The organism is Bradyrhizobium sp. Cp5.3, assembly GCF_000426265.1.
Lineage (GTDB): Bacteria > Pseudomonadota > Alphaproteobacteria > Rhizobiales > Xanthobacteraceae > Bradyrhizobium > Bradyrhizobium neotropicale.
Genome location: NZ_AUFA01000001.1, coordinates 534163 through 550218, shown reverse-complemented (window position 1 = coordinate 550218; position 16056 = coordinate 534163). Strand labels below are relative to the sequence as shown.

The 16056-nt window shown below is 64.8% G+C and carries 16 protein-coding genes; 1 reads left to right on the top strand and 15 read right to left on the bottom strand.

The features are described from left to right. Positions 1-46 precede the first annotated feature (46 nt). From K289_RS0102535 to murJ, 14 genes are all read right to left on the bottom strand, one after another. Positions 47-460: a helix-turn-helix domain-containing protein gene (locus tag K289_RS0102535; protein WP_027550026.1), complete on the bottom strand. Its 414-nt coding sequence runs from the start codon at positions 458-460 to the stop codon at positions 47-49. Positions 461-682: 222 nt separating this feature from the next. Continuing rightward, a complete protein-coding gene (gene lnt / locus K289_RS0102530) occupies positions 683-2296 on the bottom strand; it encodes an apolipoprotein N-acyltransferase (RefSeq protein ID WP_027550025.1) in 1614 nt (537 codons plus the stop codon). Beyond that, a complete protein-coding gene (locus tag K289_RS0102525) occupies positions 2293-3411 on the bottom strand; it encodes a hemolysin family protein (RefSeq protein ID WP_035683679.1) in 1119 nt (372 codons plus the stop codon). The genes lnt and K289_RS0102525 overlap by 4 nt, the downstream gene beginning before the upstream one ends. A gap of 13 nt (positions 3412-3424) precedes the next feature. After that, a complete protein-coding gene (gene ybeY / locus K289_RS0102520; protein WP_027550023.1) occupies positions 3425-3922 on the bottom strand; it encodes an rRNA maturation RNase YbeY in 498 nt (165 codons plus the stop codon). Between the two features lie 55 nt (positions 3923-3977). Beyond that, on the bottom strand, positions 3978-4973 hold the full coding sequence (locus K289_RS0102515; RefSeq protein ID WP_027550022.1) for a PhoH family protein: 996 nt from the start codon (positions 4971-4973) through the stop codon (positions 3978-3980). A gap of 64 nt (positions 4974-5037) precedes the next feature. Continuing rightward, a complete protein-coding gene (gene miaB / locus K289_RS0102510; RefSeq protein ID WP_027550021.1) occupies positions 5038-6435 on the bottom strand; it encodes a tRNA (N6-isopentenyl adenosine(37)-C2)-methylthiotransferase MiaB in 1398 nt (465 codons plus the stop codon). 211 nt (positions 6436-6646) lie between these two features. Further along, complete coding sequence (locus tag K289_RS0102505) at positions 6647-7327, bottom strand: HAD family hydrolase (RefSeq protein ID WP_027550020.1); 681 nt, start codon at positions 7325-7327, stop codon at positions 6647-6649. A gap of 76 nt (positions 7328-7403) precedes the next feature. Beyond that, positions 7404-7856 carry a Fur family transcriptional regulator gene (locus K289_RS0102500; RefSeq protein WP_027550019.1) on the bottom strand — a complete coding sequence of 151 codons (453 nt, stop codon included), beginning with the start codon at positions 7854-7856 and terminating at the stop codon, positions 7404-7406. A gap of 37 nt (positions 7857-7893) precedes the next feature. Continuing rightward, positions 7894-8379: a ribosomal protein S18-alanine N-acetyltransferase gene (gene rimI / locus K289_RS0102495; protein WP_027550018.1), complete on the bottom strand. Its 486-nt coding sequence runs from the start codon at positions 8377-8379 to the stop codon at positions 7894-7896. Positions 8380-8392: 13 nt separating this feature from the next. Next, a complete protein-coding gene (gene tsaB, locus K289_RS0102490; RefSeq protein ID WP_027550017.1) occupies positions 8393-9085 on the bottom strand; it encodes a tRNA (adenosine(37)-N6)-threonylcarbamoyltransferase complex dimerization subunit type 1 TsaB in 693 nt (230 codons plus the stop codon). 151 nt (positions 9086-9236) lie between these two features. Beyond that, positions 9237-9806 carry a NifU family protein gene (locus K289_RS0102485; RefSeq protein ID WP_027550016.1) on the bottom strand — a complete coding sequence of 190 codons (570 nt, stop codon included), beginning with the start codon at positions 9804-9806 and terminating at the stop codon, positions 9237-9239. A gap of 156 nt (positions 9807-9962) precedes the next feature. Next, complete coding sequence (locus K289_RS0102480; RefSeq protein ID WP_027550015.1) at positions 9963-10457, bottom strand: universal stress protein; 495 nt, start codon at positions 10455-10457, stop codon at positions 9963-9965. A gap of 108 nt (positions 10458-10565) precedes the next feature. Then, positions 10566-11618 carry a tryptophan--tRNA ligase gene (gene trpS, locus K289_RS0102475; protein ID WP_027550014.1) on the bottom strand — a complete coding sequence of 351 codons (1053 nt, stop codon included), beginning with the start codon at positions 11616-11618 and terminating at the stop codon, positions 10566-10568. A gap of 276 nt (positions 11619-11894) precedes the next feature. Beyond that, positions 11895-13430, bottom strand: coding sequence for a murein biosynthesis integral membrane protein MurJ (murJ, locus tag K289_RS0102470; protein WP_027550013.1), 1536 nt, complete (start codon positions 13428-13430; stop codon positions 11895-11897). A gap of 124 nt (positions 13431-13554) precedes the next feature. Here murJ and K289_RS0102465 point away from each other — a divergent pair, with 124 nt between their 5' ends. Next, positions 13555-14556: an adenosine kinase gene (locus K289_RS0102465; RefSeq protein WP_027550012.1), complete on the top strand. Its 1002-nt coding sequence runs from the start codon at positions 13555-13557 to the stop codon at positions 14554-14556. A gap of 225 nt (positions 14557-14781) precedes the next feature. Here K289_RS0102465 and K289_RS0102460 read toward each other — a convergent pair whose 3' ends face one another. Beyond that, on the bottom strand, positions 14782-15975 hold the full coding sequence (locus tag K289_RS0102460; RefSeq protein ID WP_027550011.1) for a serine hydrolase: 1194 nt from the start codon (positions 15973-15975) through the stop codon (positions 14782-14784). Positions 15976-16056: the final 81 nt, after the last annotated feature.

The following is a 16056-nucleotide window of genomic DNA, read 5'->3' as shown; positions in this document are numbered from 1 at the left end:
CATAGGCCAGATTTGGCGCAGCCTCAAATCGGAATGAGGTCGCGCGTCAGCGCTTGTCGGGCCCTTCGCGGGCAGCGATCTGTTCGACCAGATCAACGATCGAGCGGCGCAGCTTCGAATCGGTGATTCGGGTGAATGCCTTGGTCAGGGCTAAGCCCTCCGATGTCGCGAGGAAGTCGGAGACATAGGACGGCGATGCGCCTTCGCTGAAGCCGTCGGGACCGGGCGTGCCGCTCGGTCCGCCCTCGAACAGGAACGATACCGGCACCTGGAGAATCTCGGCGATCTGCTGGATGCGGCTCGCGCCGACTCTGTTGGTGCCCTTCTCGTATTTCTGAATCTGCTGGAACGTCAGGCCCAAAGCTTCACCGAGCTTTTCCTGACTCATGCCCAACATGATGCGGCGCATACGCACGCGACTGCCGACATATTTGTCAACAGGGTTGGGCGCTTTCGACATTTCCTCAGCCCTCCAAACACCACCGTTGGCGCAATGGAAGTATTGCCTCAGGTGACAGCGACATCAAAACTTCACTCTGATTGGGGAAACATTGCGGAGAAATTTAGCAATGCACCGCTGTCTTGCTGCAGCACGACCAGAATGCGGAGGCTGCCAGCGGTCTGTCAACCGTGGGACTACGGTTGTCAAAGGTTTCCAGGAACCGCGCCGAATACCGCGCGATCAGGGGTGCCGTTTGGCAACACGTCGCCGCACTGCGAGAATCACGGCCAGCGCGACGAGCATGGCCGCGGGGATGTCGCCCACCCGCGCATAGATGGTCGGTGGGATCGCGGCAGGCAGACTTGCATCCAAAATGCCTTCGATCCCGAGGCCGAGGCTGGCGATGGTGCGCCCCACCGGATCGATCACCGCCGACACGCCGGTATTTGCGGAGCGAACCAGCGGCAGTCCGAGCTCGATGGCGCGCATCCGCGCCTGCTCCAGATGCTGGTAGGGGCCGGTCGAGATGCCGAACCAGCCGTCATTGGTGAGGTTCACGATCCAGCCCGGACGTTCGTCGCGTGCCGCGACGTCACCGGGAAAGATCGCCTCATAGCAGATCAGTGGTAGCGCACGCGGCGCGCCCGGGATCGGCAGCGCGTGCCGCACGGTACCCGGAATAAAACCGCCGCGCACGCGCGTCAGTTGCTCGAAACCGAGCTTCTCCATCAGGCCCTGGAAGGGAAGAAATTCTCCGAACGGCACCAGATGGAGTTTGTCGTAGACCGCGAGCACGCTGCCGTCGTGGTCGATCACATAGATCGAATTGTAGGCGCGCGTGATCGGCTTGCCCGGCGGCAGGTCAGGAGCACGAACCGATCCGGTGATCAGCACCGTCCCCTTGGGCAGGAGTTCGGCGATCTCGGCCATCGCGTCGGCTTCGCGGGTCAGGAAGAACGGAAAGGCGGATTCCGGCCAGATCAGGATGGTGGCATCGCGCACGCCGGTCGACTGCGGTCCGGAGGAGCGGTCCGACAGCGAGAGGTATTTCTTCATCACCTCCGCCTTGGCGGCGTAGTTGAATTTTGCGTCCTGCTGGAGGTTCGGCTGCATCAGGCGCAGCTTGGCGCCGGCGACCATCGTGGTCGGATGCAGCGACAGGCGGATGGTGCCGAAAATGCCCATGACGATCAGCAGCGCGACCGCCGCCGCCGGCGCACGCCACGCCACGCGTTTGTCCGGCGTGCGGTCGATCAGCGCCGCGGGGCTCGCAAAGATCGCAACGGTGAGGAACGTCATGCCCCACAGGCCGATCAGAGATGCCGTCTGCGCCAGCGGCAGCGGTTCCGACAGCGCATAGCCGAAGGCGTTCCAGGGAAAGCCGGTCAGCACGTGCCCGCGCAGCCATTCGCTGAACGTGAGGCTTGCGGCGAGCGCGAGCACCCGCGTGGCATCCTTGGTCCAGATCAGGCGCGCCAGCGCGAATCCGATCGCCGTGAAGATCGCAAGATAGGCCGGCAGGCCCAGCACGGCGAAGGGGGTCAGCCAGGCAAAGACGTCAGCTTCGACGAAAAAGGCGTAACCGATCCAGTAGAGACCGGGAACGAAATAGCCGAGCCCGAACCAGTAGCCGGTCAGCGCCGCCGCGGGGACGCCACCGAATCGCCCGCCGCCGGAACCGTCGATCAGCCAGACCAGCACCGGGAAGGTGACGAACAGCACCGGCCAGGCGTTGAACGGCGCCAGCGCCAGCACCGACAGGGCGCCGGCCGCCATCGCAATGAGGGCGCGCTTCCAACCCCAGGTCAGGATGATGGCGAGCGCGATCGTCCGCAGTCGTTGAGTGAGGTTCACGGGGTGCCGGCCCCGTCGCTCGGCGGCGGCGTGGGTGCGTCGCCGGCCGGCGGTTGGCCAGCGTCCGGCGGCGCCTCGCGGCGGCGGCTCTCGCGTTGGGTGCGCGGCGCAGGACGCTCCTTCCGCGTCGAGATGCGCAGCCGCTTGACGCGGCGCGGATCGGCATCGAGCACCTCGACCTCGTAATTGCCGGGGCCCGAGATCACCTCGCCGCGGACCGGCAGGCGGCCGACGAAGCTGACGAGATAGCCGCCGAGTGTCTCCACCTCTTCGCCCGCTTCGCCGGTGACGAAATCCGCACCGATCACCGAGCGGACGTCGTCGAGGCTGGCGCGCGCATCGGCGATGAAGGTGTTGTCGGGCAGACGGACGATCGACGGCGGCTCGTCGCTGTCGTGCTCGTCGTCGATCTCGCCGACGATCTGCTCGACGATGTCCTCGAGCGAGACGAGGCCATCACTGCCGCCATATTCGTCGACCACCAGCGCGAGATGGATGCGCGTCGCCTGCATCTGCGCGAGCAGGTCGATCGCCCGCATCGACGGCGGCACGTAGAGCAGCTTGCGGATGATATGCGCGTCCTGCAGCGGCAGCGCGAGGTCGACGGCGCGCAGGTCGAGACCGGCCGGCAGCGGCTTCTTGCGCTTGGCCTTGGTCGCCTCCGACACGCGTGCGCGCGCGGTCATGAAGGTGAGCAGGTCGCGGATGTGGACGATGCCGACGGGATCGTCCAGCGTCTCGTTGTAGACCACGAGGCGCGAATGCCCGGCGTTCTCGAAACGGTCCATCAGCTCGCCGAGCGGGATGTCGTTCTTCACCGCGACGATGTCGGCGCGATGCACCATGACATCGGCGATGCGGCGCTCGTGCAAACTGAGGATGTTGCGCAGCATGGTGCGCTCGACAGCGGAGAAACCGGTGTCGTCGGGCGTGGTGGCGTCGAGCACCACCTGGAGATCGTCGCGCACCGATCCCGCCTTCCAGCCGAACAGCGTCCGGATCGCGCGCAGCAGCCAGCCTTCCGCGGTCGGTCGCAGGACCTCGCCGGGCGTTACCACCGCCGGCAGGTTGCGGGTGTTGCGTGGATTGTCGTGGGTCGGTTCGGAATCCGCCATCTCAATCAATCTGTCAGCGCTCTGCATAGGGGTCGGGGATGCCGAGATGCGCCAGGATCTGCTGCTCGAGCGCTTCCATTTCCTCCGCGTCGTCGTCGTTTTCGTGGTCGTAGCCAATCAGGTGCAAAAACCCGTGCACGGCGAGGTGACTCAAATGGTGCTCGAAAGGTTTCTGTTCCTCGTCAGCCTCGCGCCGCATGGTCTCGTAGGCGATGGCGATGTCGCCGAGCATGCGCGGTGCATCGCCCGGTTTCCATTCGCCTTCGGGCTGCAGCGCCGGAAACGACAGCACGTTGGTCGGCTTGTCGATGCCGCGCCAGTTGCTGTTGAGCGTGCAGATACCGGCATCATCGGTCAGCATGACCGCCACTTCCGCCTCCGCGACATCCTCATCGACCGACTCGGCCGCGGCGGCGATCGCGCGCTGGATCACGGCGTCGGCTTCGGGCTCGCCCTGCCAGCAATCGGCGACGACGAGGACCTCGGTGGTGGGCAGGTTGGAGTGCGACATGGTGTTATTCGGAGCGGACTGCTTTTCTTCGCGGCCCGGATCCGGCTGTGTCCCGTTATGACTTGCCCGCGGCCGGCCGCTGGGCCAAGCCTTCATAGGCGGCGACGATCCGCGCCACGAGCTCGTGGCGGATCACGTCTTCGGCGGTGAAACGAACTTGTGCGATGCCCTCGACACCGTCGAGCAGGCGGGTCGCTTCCTGCAGGCCCGAGGTCTGGCCGTTCGGCAGGTCGATCTGCGAGGGATCGCCGGTCACGATCATACGGCTGTTCTCGCCGAGACGGGTCAGGAACATCTTCATCTGCATCGACGTGGTGTTCTGCGCCTCGTCCAGGATGATGATGGCATTGGTCAGCGTGCGGCCCCGCATGAAGGCGAGCGGCGCGATCTCGATCTCGCCGGTCTGCAGCGCGCGTTCGACGATGCGGGCGTCCATGAGGTCGTAGAGCGCGTCGTAGATCGGACGCAGATAGGGATCGACCTTCTCGCGGAGATCGCCCGGCAAAAAGCCGAGCCGCTCGCCGGCTTCCACCGCCGGACGCGACAGGATGATCTTGTCGACCTCCTTGCGCTCGAACAGTTGCGCAGCATGCGCCACCGCGAGCCAGGTCTTGCCGGTGCCGGCGGGGCCGATCCCGAACACCAGCTCGTGCCGCTTCAGCGCGCGGATGTAGGAATCTTGCGCGGCGGTGCGTGCGCGTACCGGGCGCTTGCGCAAATTGATGCTCTCGAAGGTCGCCTTGGCCGACTTGGCGTCGAACTCGAACAGTGAGCCCTGCGCGATCACGGCGCGGATCGCGCCTTCGACCTCGCCCTGGTCGAGATCCTGTCCCTTCACGGCCTGGGCATAGAGCGTCTCGAGCACGCGGCGCGCGGCATCGCAGCCGTCGCGCGTGCCGCCGATGGTGATGTGGTTGCCCTTGGAGTCGACGACGACGCCGAGCCGCCGCTCGATCTGTGCGAGGTTCTGGCCGTAGGGGCCGACCAGCGCGGATGCGGCGCGATTGTCGTCGAAGTCGATGACGACCTGGGTCTCGGGCGGAACTTGCATGTCGCGGTCAAATTTGCGGCTGGGAGCGAAAGAAGGCGAATCCGATGCGCTTTTTGGCAAGGGTTCAGGCTCCAGTGGCGATTGGCGATAAAGCGGGCGCGTGCGCAGGATGCTGCGTCACGAGTTCACCCAAAAGGCTGTAGCGCTCGAGGCTGCCGATCCGGACCGGCAGGATCTGTCCGACGATGTCGGCCGAAGCCATCACATGCGCGGGCTGCAAATAGGCGGTACGGCCGACGATCTGGCCAGCATTGCGCGCGGCGCGCTCGAACAACACGTCGACGGTTGTGCCGATCGCGGCCTTGTTGAAGGCCGATTGCTGGCTGTCGATCAGTTCCTGGAGCCGCTCCAATCGCTGGTCCATTTCGGCCGGGGACACCGTCTCCTGCATGTCCGCGGCCGGCGTTCCCGGCCGGGCGGAATACTTGAACGAATAAGCTGCAGCGTAGCCGATTTGTGCGACAAGCGCGAGAGTGGCGCGAAAATCTTGCTCCGTTTCGCCGGGAAAACCGACGATAAAATCCGATGAAAAAGCAATGCCTTGGCGCGCGGTACGGAATCGGTCGATGACACGCCGATAATCATCGGCGGTATGTTTGCGGTTCATGGCCGCCAGAATGCGGTCCGAGCCAGATTGCACCGGCAGGTGGACGAACGGCATCAGCGAATCGAGATCGCGATGGGCTGCAATCAAACTGTCATCGACGTCGCGGGGGTGGCTGGTCGAATAGCGCAGCCGCGCAATCCCCGGAACCTGCGCGAGGCGCTCGAGCAGTTTGCCGAGCGGCCAGCTTTTTCCGTCGGGTCCCTCGCCGTGATAGGCGTTGACGTTCTGCCCGATCAGCGTGAGCTCGCGCACGCCGTTGTCGGCGAGCCGCTTCACGTCGTCGAGAATCTTCGCCACGGGGCGCGAGACTTCGGCGCCGCGCGTGTACGGCACGACGCAGAAGGTGCAGAACTTGTCGCAGCCTTCCTGCACCGTGACGAAGGCGGAAATGCCGCGCGCGCGGATCGCATCGGGTTTCGGCTGGGCGAGGAAGCCGAACTTGTCCTCGGCCGGAAATTCGGTCTCGATCGCGCGGCCTTCGTCGCCTGCGCGCTTCAACAGCTCCGGCAGATGATGATAGCTCTGCGGGCCGACCACAACGTCGACCACCGGCGCACGGCGCACGATTTCCTCGCCTTCGGCCTGCGCCACGCAGCCCGCGACCGCGATTTGCATCGTGCGGCCCTCGCGAGCGGCCTCGTCCTTGGCGACGCGCAGGCGGCCGAGCTCGGAATAGACCTTTTCGGAAGCCTTCTCGCGGATATGGCAGGTGTTGAGGATGACGAGGTCGGCGTCCTCGGCGCTCGCCGTCTCCACGAATCCTTCCGGAGCCAGCGTGTCCACCATGCGCTGGGCATCGTAGACGTTCATCTGGCAGCCATATGATTTGATGTGCAGCTTGCGCGGCGGCTTCATGGAACCCGGATTGAGGTGGAGGTTGGCCCCCAGATATAGGCTGGTGGAGTGAAAATCCAGCGATTGGGCCTCCAAAACACGTCATTCCGAGGCGCACGTCAGCGAGAACCCGGAATCCAGAGGTTTTGGAGCGAGATTCCGGGTTCGATGCTCGGGGTCGCGCTTTGCGCGGTCCTGGCGCATTGCCCCGGAATGATGGTCAGGGGCCGATTTAGCCCGCCAGCGCTTCCGCCTCGACCCGCCGGATCAGTTCCGGCAATTGCCGCATATCGTCAAAGGTAATCGCGGCGCCGGCGGCGCGCAGAATGGTGGCATGACCCGGCGGGCAATGGCTGCCGCCGTGGAAGCCGAACACGGTCATGCCGGCGGCCCGGGCACCGGCTATCCCGGCGAGGCTATCCTCGATCACGACGCAGCGGTGCGGTGGTACTCCCATTTCGGCAGCCGCAAACAGGAATAGGTCCGGCGCCGGCTTGCCGTTCTTCACTTGCGAGGCGGAGAAGATGTTGGGCGCGAGCCGCTCATAAAGTCCGGTGCTTCCGAGGCTCACCTGCATGCGCTGATGCGAGCCGCTCGAGGCAACGCAGACGGCTTGCGTGACGACATCAAGCACGTCGTGGATGCCGCGGATTGCAGCGAGGTCGGCCTCGAATGAGCGGAACAGCTCGTCCTGCAGTTCGCCATGATAGGCCTCGGGCAGCTTGCGGCCGAGCTCGGTTTCGATCTCGAGATTGGCCTGCCGCGTGGAGCGGCCGAGGAAGCGCTCGAACACCTGCTCCGACGTGATCGGATAGCCGTGCCGTGTCAGCACGTCGGCGTGCGCGCGACAGGAGATCACCTCACTGTCGACCAGCACACCGTCGCAATCGAAGATGATGAGGTCTATCGGCACCACAGCATGATCCGGAAAAGTGTAGTGCGGTTTTCCCTCGCGACAAACGCGGAACGCGTTTGCGCGGAGATCATGCTCAAGAAGTGGGCTTGTCGTCGTCGAGCGGGACGCAATAGAGCTCGAGGCGGTGATCGACCAGCTTGTAGCCGAGCTTGCGCGCGATTTCCGCCTGCAGCTTCTCGATTTCTTCGGAGGTGAACTCGATCACCTTGCCGTCGCGCAGATTGATGAGGTGGTCGTGATGGCTGTCGCGCATCTGTTCGTAGCGTGCGCGGCCCTCGCGGAAATCGTGGCGCTCGATGATGCCGGCATCTTCGAACAGTTTTACGGTTCGATAGACGGTCGAGATCGAGATCTTGTCGTCCACGGCGACGCAGCGCCGGTAGAGTTCCTCGACGTCGGGATGATCCATCGCCTCGGCGAGCACGCGGGCGATGACGCGGCGCTGCTCGGTCATGCGCATGCCGGTTGCGGCACATCGCGCTTCGATGCCGGTCGTCTTGGTCGCGGAAGATTTCAGTACGGTCATAGGGTGTCTGCCTGGCAGGCGCTTCTTGCCACCAATGTTACGACAAGTCACGCCGCATCAGAAGTGCGTTCAAATGTTCCCCGTTCGGCTGCTTATAGTAGCGTTCGCGGCGTCCCACCACCACGAATCCGGCGCGATCGTAGAGCCGGCGCGCCGGCTGGTTATTCTCCTCGACTTCCAGAAATATAGTACGGACGCCGCGCCCCGCGAGATGGCCGAGATGGGTCATCAGCAGCGTGCGTGAGAGGCCGTGGCCGCGCTGGCCCTTGTCGACCGCGATGGAGAGGATTTCCGCCTCATCCGCACCGATCCGCGACACCGCAAAGCCGATGATCTTGCGGCCCAGGCGCAGGCGATGGACCAGCGTGTTGCGCTCGCTGATCATGGTCTCGAACTCGCCTTCGCCCCAACCGTGCGCGAAGGATGCGCCGTGAAGCTGCGCCAGCCGCGCCGCATCGCGCGCGAAAGCGGGCTCGACGGCGGCAGTGCCGCCGCGCCACCATTCCGACAACCATCGTATCATGAGGTTGGCATCATCAGGTTGCGGCTTGGACTGCGAGCTGCGGCATCGCTGCCGGCTTGGCATCGGGCGCGCGCAGGTAGAACGGCCTCGCCGGCGTGGCGTCGGGATCGGCCGCGGCGCCGAGCCATGCGACCCAGCCGATGTCGGGCGCGCCTTGCGCGTCGACGGCAACGGGTTGCGGCATAACCGTCGGCCAGCGGTCCGCGAGGATCTTTGCAGCATTGCCGACCAGATGCGGCGCGCCGAATTGTGAGGCCGCGATCGCTTCGTCGATAGGGGCCACTTTCGGCGGCACCAGCTGGCTGCCGTCGCCGGCGACGATCTGGAAATAGACGTGATCATGCCGCGCATCGATCGCAGAGATCACGGGCGCCGATCCATTCCGGTCGACAATGGCCGCAGCATAAGCCGACAACGTTGTCAGCCCGACGGCAGGCCGCTTGGCCGCCAGCGCGATTCCGCGCGCAGCCGAAATGCCGACGCGCAAGCCGGTGAAACTTCCGGGACCGACGGTGACGGCAACGCGGTCGAGCGCGGTGAAGGAGAGATTGGCCGATTGCATGACGCGCGCGATCATTGGCATCAAGGCTTCGGCGTGGCCGCGCTTCATGGGAAGCTGCTCCTGCGCAAGGAGCTCGCCTGCATCGGTATCAAGGGCGGCGGCTGCGCAGGCTTCGAGCGCGGTATCGATGGCAAGGATCAGCATGAAGCAATCATAGCATTGGCAATCGGATGATGCCCAGATTCTGGCCGTCGTGGCCGGGCTCGACCCGGCCATCCACGACTTTGCGGCCCAAAAACGTCGATGCCCGGGACAAGCCCGGGCATGACGGAATTCAGTGCCTCGATCGCCCAACTCACATCGGCCGCACTTCGACCACGTCCGGCACGAAGTGCTTCAGCAGGTTCTGGATACCGTGCTGGAGCGTGGCGGTCGATGACGGGCAGCCCGAGCAGGCGCCCTTCATGTTGAGATAGACGATGCCGTCCTTGAAGCCGCGAAAGGTGATGTCGCCGCCGTCATTGGCGACCGCGGGCCGTACGCGGGTCTCGATCAGGTCCTTGATCATGTCGACCGTCTCGGCATCCGCCTCGTCGAAGAATTCGTCCTCGTCGTCGAGATCGACATTGCTCGACACCACACCGTCGGCGAGCAGCGGCGCGCCGGACATATAGTGCTCCATGATGGCGCCGAGGATCGCGGGCTTGAGCTGCTGCCATTCACCGCCGGCTTTGGTCACGGTGATGAAGTCCGATCCGTAGAACACACCGGTGACGCCGGGCACGTCGAACAGCTTTTCGGCGAGCGGCGAGCGGGCGGCGGCCTCGCGGGTCGAAAACTCCATCGGGCTGCCGTCGAGCACGAGGCGGCCGGGAATGAATTTCAGCGTGGCAGGGTTGGGGGTGGCTTCGGTCTGAATGAACATGGTTTTCTCCGGACGTCGCCGGTTCAAGGCCGGCGCGTGAGCTATCAACTAGCAGATGGCGACGGGGAACGCACGATCAAGGGTCATCGCGGCGGTTCGGTAGAAATTTCATAGGCTTATGCAGCCGCTTCACCCTCCCCTCCAGGGCAAGGTAAGCTACGACAGCGAATCCACGCTTTGGTCGCTCAGCGCGCCCGAGATGATCGTCACCGGGATCGGGAACGTGCCCACCTCATGGGCAAGCAGCGCAACCAGCGGTCCCGGGCCTTCCGCGCCGGGACTTGCGGCCAGCACCAGCATGGCGATGTCCGGATCCTCGTCGATCACCTCGAGGAGCTGTTCCATCGCGCTGCCTTCCCGGATCACCCGCTCCGGCGTGATCGCGGCGATGCCGTTGGCGCGACCGGCGGCGCGGTCGAGCGCTGCGTTCGCCGCCTCATGCGCCTCGGCACGCATGATCTCGGCAACGCCGAGCCATTCCTGGTTCTGCTGCTCGGGCTCGATGATGCGCAGCATCACCACGCCGCCATCGGCGCGGATCGCCCAGCGGCTGGCGAAATAGACCGCGCGATCCCATTCGGCGGTGTCGTCAACAATGACGAGGCATTTTGGCTTGTGACCCGGCTCGAAGCATCGTCGCGTGCTGGTCATACATGTCCCGGCGTGTCCCTGCCCGACATGCTGCCACACTCCCTCACTCTTTGGGAGAGGGGAAACGGCCGGCGCCGTGGCGCAGGCCGCATTTTGCGAGCGTGGCAATCAACGTGGGCGGATGAAGCCGACGATGTCCTTCGAGAGCTTCATGGTCTCGTCGGCGATCACGCGCGCCCGGTCGGAGCCGTCGTTCAGGATCGCGTCGATATGGCCGGGGTCGGCGACGAGGCGCTTCATCTCGCCGGCGATAGGCGCCAGCTTCGTGACGCAGAGATCCACCAGCGCGTTCTTGAAGCTGGAGAACTGGCCGCCACCGAAATCGCGCAGCACCTCCGCCTTTGTGCGGCCTGAGAGCGCTGCGAAGATGCCGACGAGATTGTCAGCCTCGGGGCGCGCTTCCAGACCCTTCTCCTCGGTCGGCAGCGGTTCCGGATCGGTCTTCGCCTTGCGCACCTTCTGCGCGATGGTGTCGGCGTCGTCGGTCAGGTTGATGCGCGAATAGTCCGACGCATCGGACTTCGACATTTTCTTGGTGCCATCGCGCAGGCTCATCACGCGCGTCGCCGGTCCCGTGATGAAGGGTTCTGGCAGCGGGAAGAACAGGCCGTCATTGCCGCCGTGGCTGCGAATGGAGTCGCCGAAATCGTTGTTGAACTTCTGCGCGATGTCGCGCGAGAGCTCGAGATGCTGCTTCTGGTCCTCGCCGACCGGCACGTGGGTGGCGCGGTACAGCAGGATGTCGGCCGCCATCAGCACGGGATAGTCGTAGAGCCCGACGGAGACGTTCTCGCGATCCTTGCCGGCCTTCTCCTTGAACTGCGTCATGCGGTTGAGCCAGCCAAGGCGCGCGACGCAGTTGAAGATCCAGGCCAGCTCGGCATGGCCCGAGACCTGGCTCTGGTTGAACACGATGTGCTTCTTCGGATCGATGCCGCTCGCGATGAACGCTGCGGTCACCTCGCGGGTGTTGCGCGCGAGCTCGGCCGGCCCGCCCCAGACGTCGACGCCCTGCGTGATCGCGTGCATGTCGACGACGCAATAGATGCAGTTGTGGGTTTCCTGCATCTTCACGAAATTGACGATCGCGCCGAGATAATTGCCGAGATGCAGATTGCCCGTCGGCTGGACGCCCGAAAAGACCCGTTCAACGAATGGCATGGTTAGTTTTCCTGGCAAGCCTTCCCTGAGGTAGTGGGCCGTCGTTTCCAACAGCGGCGCTGCCCCGTCAAGGGCAATTACACCTCTCCCATAGGGAGAGCACAGGCCGCCATACGGCGGCCGTTCTTAAAAACGACGCCGAAGCAAAGCTTCGGCTATGGCCGAAGGCGCGGGTAAGGGGCTAGGCTTTATCGAGGGACCGGACCCCTCACCCGATTTGCTGCGCAAATCGACCTCTCCCCATGGGAGAGGTGAAGAGCCCCCCGATGTGCCACCCTAAGTGACCGGCCGCTTCAGGGCGTGAACCGCTTCGCGCCAGGAGGCGACGCCGAGGATTTGCAGGAGCAGGCCGTAGACGACGATCCCTGCCGCGATCTGCAAGCCCAGCGCGATGAACTTGACGAGGCCGTGGCTGCCGGGGTGCGCAAGACCGGAAGTCAACCAGAGCAGGCCGCCCATGACGAGCGCGGCGAGCACGATCCGCGGCAGCCGCCTTTGGGCGGCTTCGTCGGCGTTAAAGCCGAATTCGGTGGTGCCCTTGCGGAGCAGCGAGAACGTGCTGCCCCAGGCGCCGGCCGCGATGCTCGCGGCAATTCCGGTCGCGCCGAAGAAATGGCCGAGAACGACTGCCAGCGCGACCGCGACCACAAACCCCTTGGCCGTTGCCAGGAGCGGCGTCATCGTGTCGCTGCGGGCGTAGAAGGCGGGGGACAGCGCCTTGATCAGCACATGCGCCGGCAGGCCCAGCGCCAGCCACATCAGCGCATGCGCTGTCGCCGTGCTGTCGTCGGCGCCGAAGGCGCCGTGCTCGAACAGCAGCCGCACGATCGGCTCGGCCAGCACGATCAGGCCGAGCGTCGCCGGCAGTGCCAATCCGGCGGCGAGCTCGAGCGCGCGCGATTCCGCATGCGCCACCGCGCGACGGTCGCCGCTGGCGACCGCGCGCGTCAGCTCCGGCACCAGCACGGTGCCCATGGCGACGCCGACGATGCCGAGCGGCAGCTCGACCAGGCGGTTGGCGAAATAGAGCCAGGAAACGGCGGACGGTGTTGCCGAGGCGATGATGGCGCCGGCCACCATCAGCCATTGCGGCCCCGAGCTTGCGAGCATGCCGGGGATCGCTTTCGCAAAGAAGCCGCGCATCTCCTTGTCGAAGCTCACGCGCAAGGGTGTCGCGAGACTCGCGCTTCGCTGCGACAGCAGCATCAGCAATTGCAGCAGGCCGGCGATGCCGACGGTCGCCGCCAGCGCCCAGCCGGCGAGGCCGGCGTCGGCCTGCCAGAGAAGGAGCGCCGCGATCGCGGCGATCAAGGCGATGTTGAACAGCAGCGGCGAAAACGCCGTCAGTGCAAAACGGCCTTGCGCGTTGAGCAGTCCCATCAGCACCGTGACGGGACCTGCAAAGGCGAGATAAGGCAGCATCAACCGTGCATTCTCGACGGCGAGGTCGCGCGTCTCGCTGCCGAGAAAGCCGGGCGCGATGATCGTGATGATCAGCGGCATCACGAGCGCGATGAGAAGCGATACTGCAATCAGGGCCACGCTGACCGTGCCGAGCACGCGCCCCGCGAAGGCGGCCGCGGCCGCCTCGCCGTCGCGGGCTCGCACGCCGAGCCAGGCCGGAATCAGGGCCGCATTGAGCGCGCCCTCGCTGAGCAGGCGCCGGACCACGTTGACGAGCTGGAAGGCCGCCAGGAACGCGTCCGCCACGGCGCCGGTGCCGAGCAGCGCCGCGATCAGGGAATCGCGCGCAAAGCCCAGCAGCCGCGAGGCCAGTGTTCCCGTCGAGACGGTCAGGAAGGAGCGGATCATTGCTCGTTATAATACCGTTGCTTGCTCGCGCCGGGCCGAACGTGATAGGCCGCGAGCCGGATTTCGAGCCGAACAGGAAGCGGATTTCCCGCAAGATCGCAATCGGGCAACAGGATCAAAGTGAATGGCTGACGCGAAATATGACGTCTTGGGCATCGGCAACGCGCTGTTCGACGTGCTGGTCAGAACCGATGAGGCTTTTCTCGCCAGGCACGGCATGACCAAGGGCAGCATGTCCCTGATCGATGAGGCGCGCGCGGCGGCCATCTACAAGGATATGGGGCCGGCGACCGAGGTCTCGGGCGGTTCGGCCGCCAACACCATCGTCGGCATCGGCAGCTTGGGGGCGCGCGCGGCTTATGTCGGCAAGGTCAAGGACGACCAGATCGGCAATCTCTATATGCACGACATCCGTGCCGCCGGCGTTGCCTTCAACACGCCCGCCGCGAAGGACGGTCCCGCCACCGGCTGCTCCTACATCCTGGTGACGGGCGACGGCGAGCGCACCATGAACACCTATCTCGGCGCCGCACAGGACCTGTCGCCCGCCGACATCGATCCCGCCGAGATCGCCAGCGCCGGCATCGTCTATCTCGAGGGTTATCTCTGGGATCCCAAGAACGCCAAGGACGCCTTCGTCAAGGCGGCCAAGATCGCGCATGATGCCAAGCGCAAGGTGGCGCTGACGCTGTCGGATTCGTTCTGCGTCGACCGCTACCGCGACGAGTTCCTGGCCTTGATGCGCAACGGCACCGTCGACATCGTCTTCGCCAACGAGTCCGAGCTGCACTCGCTCTATATGAGCTCGGACTTCGACACCGCGCTCAAGCAGCTGCGCAACGACGTCAAGCTCGGTGTCGTCACCCGCAGCGAGAAGGGCTGCGTGGTGGTGTCGCCGGACGACGCCGTTGCCGCGCCCGCGTCCGCGGTCGCGCAAGTCGTCGACACCACCGGCGCCGGCGATCTCTTCGCCGCCGGCTTCCTGTTCGGCCTCGCGCGTAATCTGCCCTACAAGCAGTGCGGTGAGCTCGGTGCGCTCGCCGCCGCCGAAGTGATCCAGCACATCGGCGCGCGTCCGCAGGTGTCGCTGAAAGAGCTCGCCGAGCAGCGCGGGCTGACGGTTTAACGCGGGCTCGCCTCGTTCTCCGTCATTGCGAGACTGTCACCGCGGAAAGATTCTGGATTGCTTCGCTCCGCTCACAATGACGATGTGGATGCGCGCTCGCGCCAAACACTCAATCGTCATGCCCGGGCTTGACCCCGGGCATCCACGTCTCTCCTCACGCCCGGCTGTACGTGGACGGCCGGGACAAGCCCGGCCATGACGCGTTGTGAGAGTTCTGCGCTCTTCTCACGCCGCCCGCTGCCCGCTTCCCGCATCCAGCCCGGCATAGACGCCGCGCTCGAAGCCTGTGAAAGCCTCCACGCACTTGGCGTCGACGAACGGCAACACCTGCATCAGGATCACGCCGGAAACGTCGCGCGCCGGGTCGATCCAGAAATAGGTGTTGGCAAGACCTGCCCAGGCGAGGCTGCCGGCGCTGCGCCCCTCGGCCGTCTTGGCCGTGTTGATCAGGAAGGAGAGCCCCCACTTCTTCACGATGTCGGGGAAGAGATCGACATCGTTGGTGTACATGGGCGCCACCGTCGGCATCTTGCCAATAGTGAGATCGTCGATGTGGTTCTGGCCCATCAGCGCGACCGTCTCGGGCTTGAGCACCTGGTTGCCGTTGCCGCGGCCCCTGTTGAGGATCATCTGAGTGAACTTGATGTAGTCGCCGCAAGTGCCGTAAAGGCCGCCGCCGCCCATGTGGAATTCCGGATTCTGCTCGATTTCGAACGGCATCGGCGCCAGCGATCCATCCTCGCCGCGTGCATGCGTGGCGACCAGCCGCTGGCGCATGTTGTCGGTGATCTTGAAGCCGGTATCGTTCATGCCGAGCGGCGTGAACATGTGGTCGCGCAAGTAAACATCGAGACGCTTGCCGCTCACGGCTTCCACCGCCTTGCCGACGAAGTCGATGTTGATGCCGTATTCCCAGCGCGTGCCGGGATCGGACATGATCGGCGTCTTCAGCGCGACGTTCTGGCAGGAGAAGATGTTCGGGATTCCGGTCTTCTCCAGATAGACCGCGAGATCGCCGTTCCACACGTTGTAGGCAAAGCCGGCGGTGTGGGTCATGAGCTGGCGCAGCGTGATCGCGCCCTTCGCCGGCCGCAGCTTCGGCTCGCCCTTCTCATCAAAACCTTCGAGCACCTGCGGCTGGGCGAGATCGGGCAGCAGAGATCCGATCGGCGCGTCCAGCGAGAGCTTGCCCTGCTCGACCAGTTGCATCGCGCCGGCGACCGTCACCGCCTTCGTCATCGAGGCGATCCAGAACACGCTGTCGAGCGTCATCGCATCTTGCTTGGACAAATCGCGCTTGCCGAACGCGCCTTGATAGAGCACGTCGTTGCCGCTCGCGGCGATGGCGACGACACCGGGAATCTCCTTGGCGTCGCTCTTCTGGCGCAGAACCTGGTCGATCTCTGCTTGGCTTTGCATACGCGTTTCCTCCGGTTTGATTATTGTTGGAAGCGATGGATTGTCCTCCTACAGATCGCGCGCGGCAAGCGCGTCAACCTT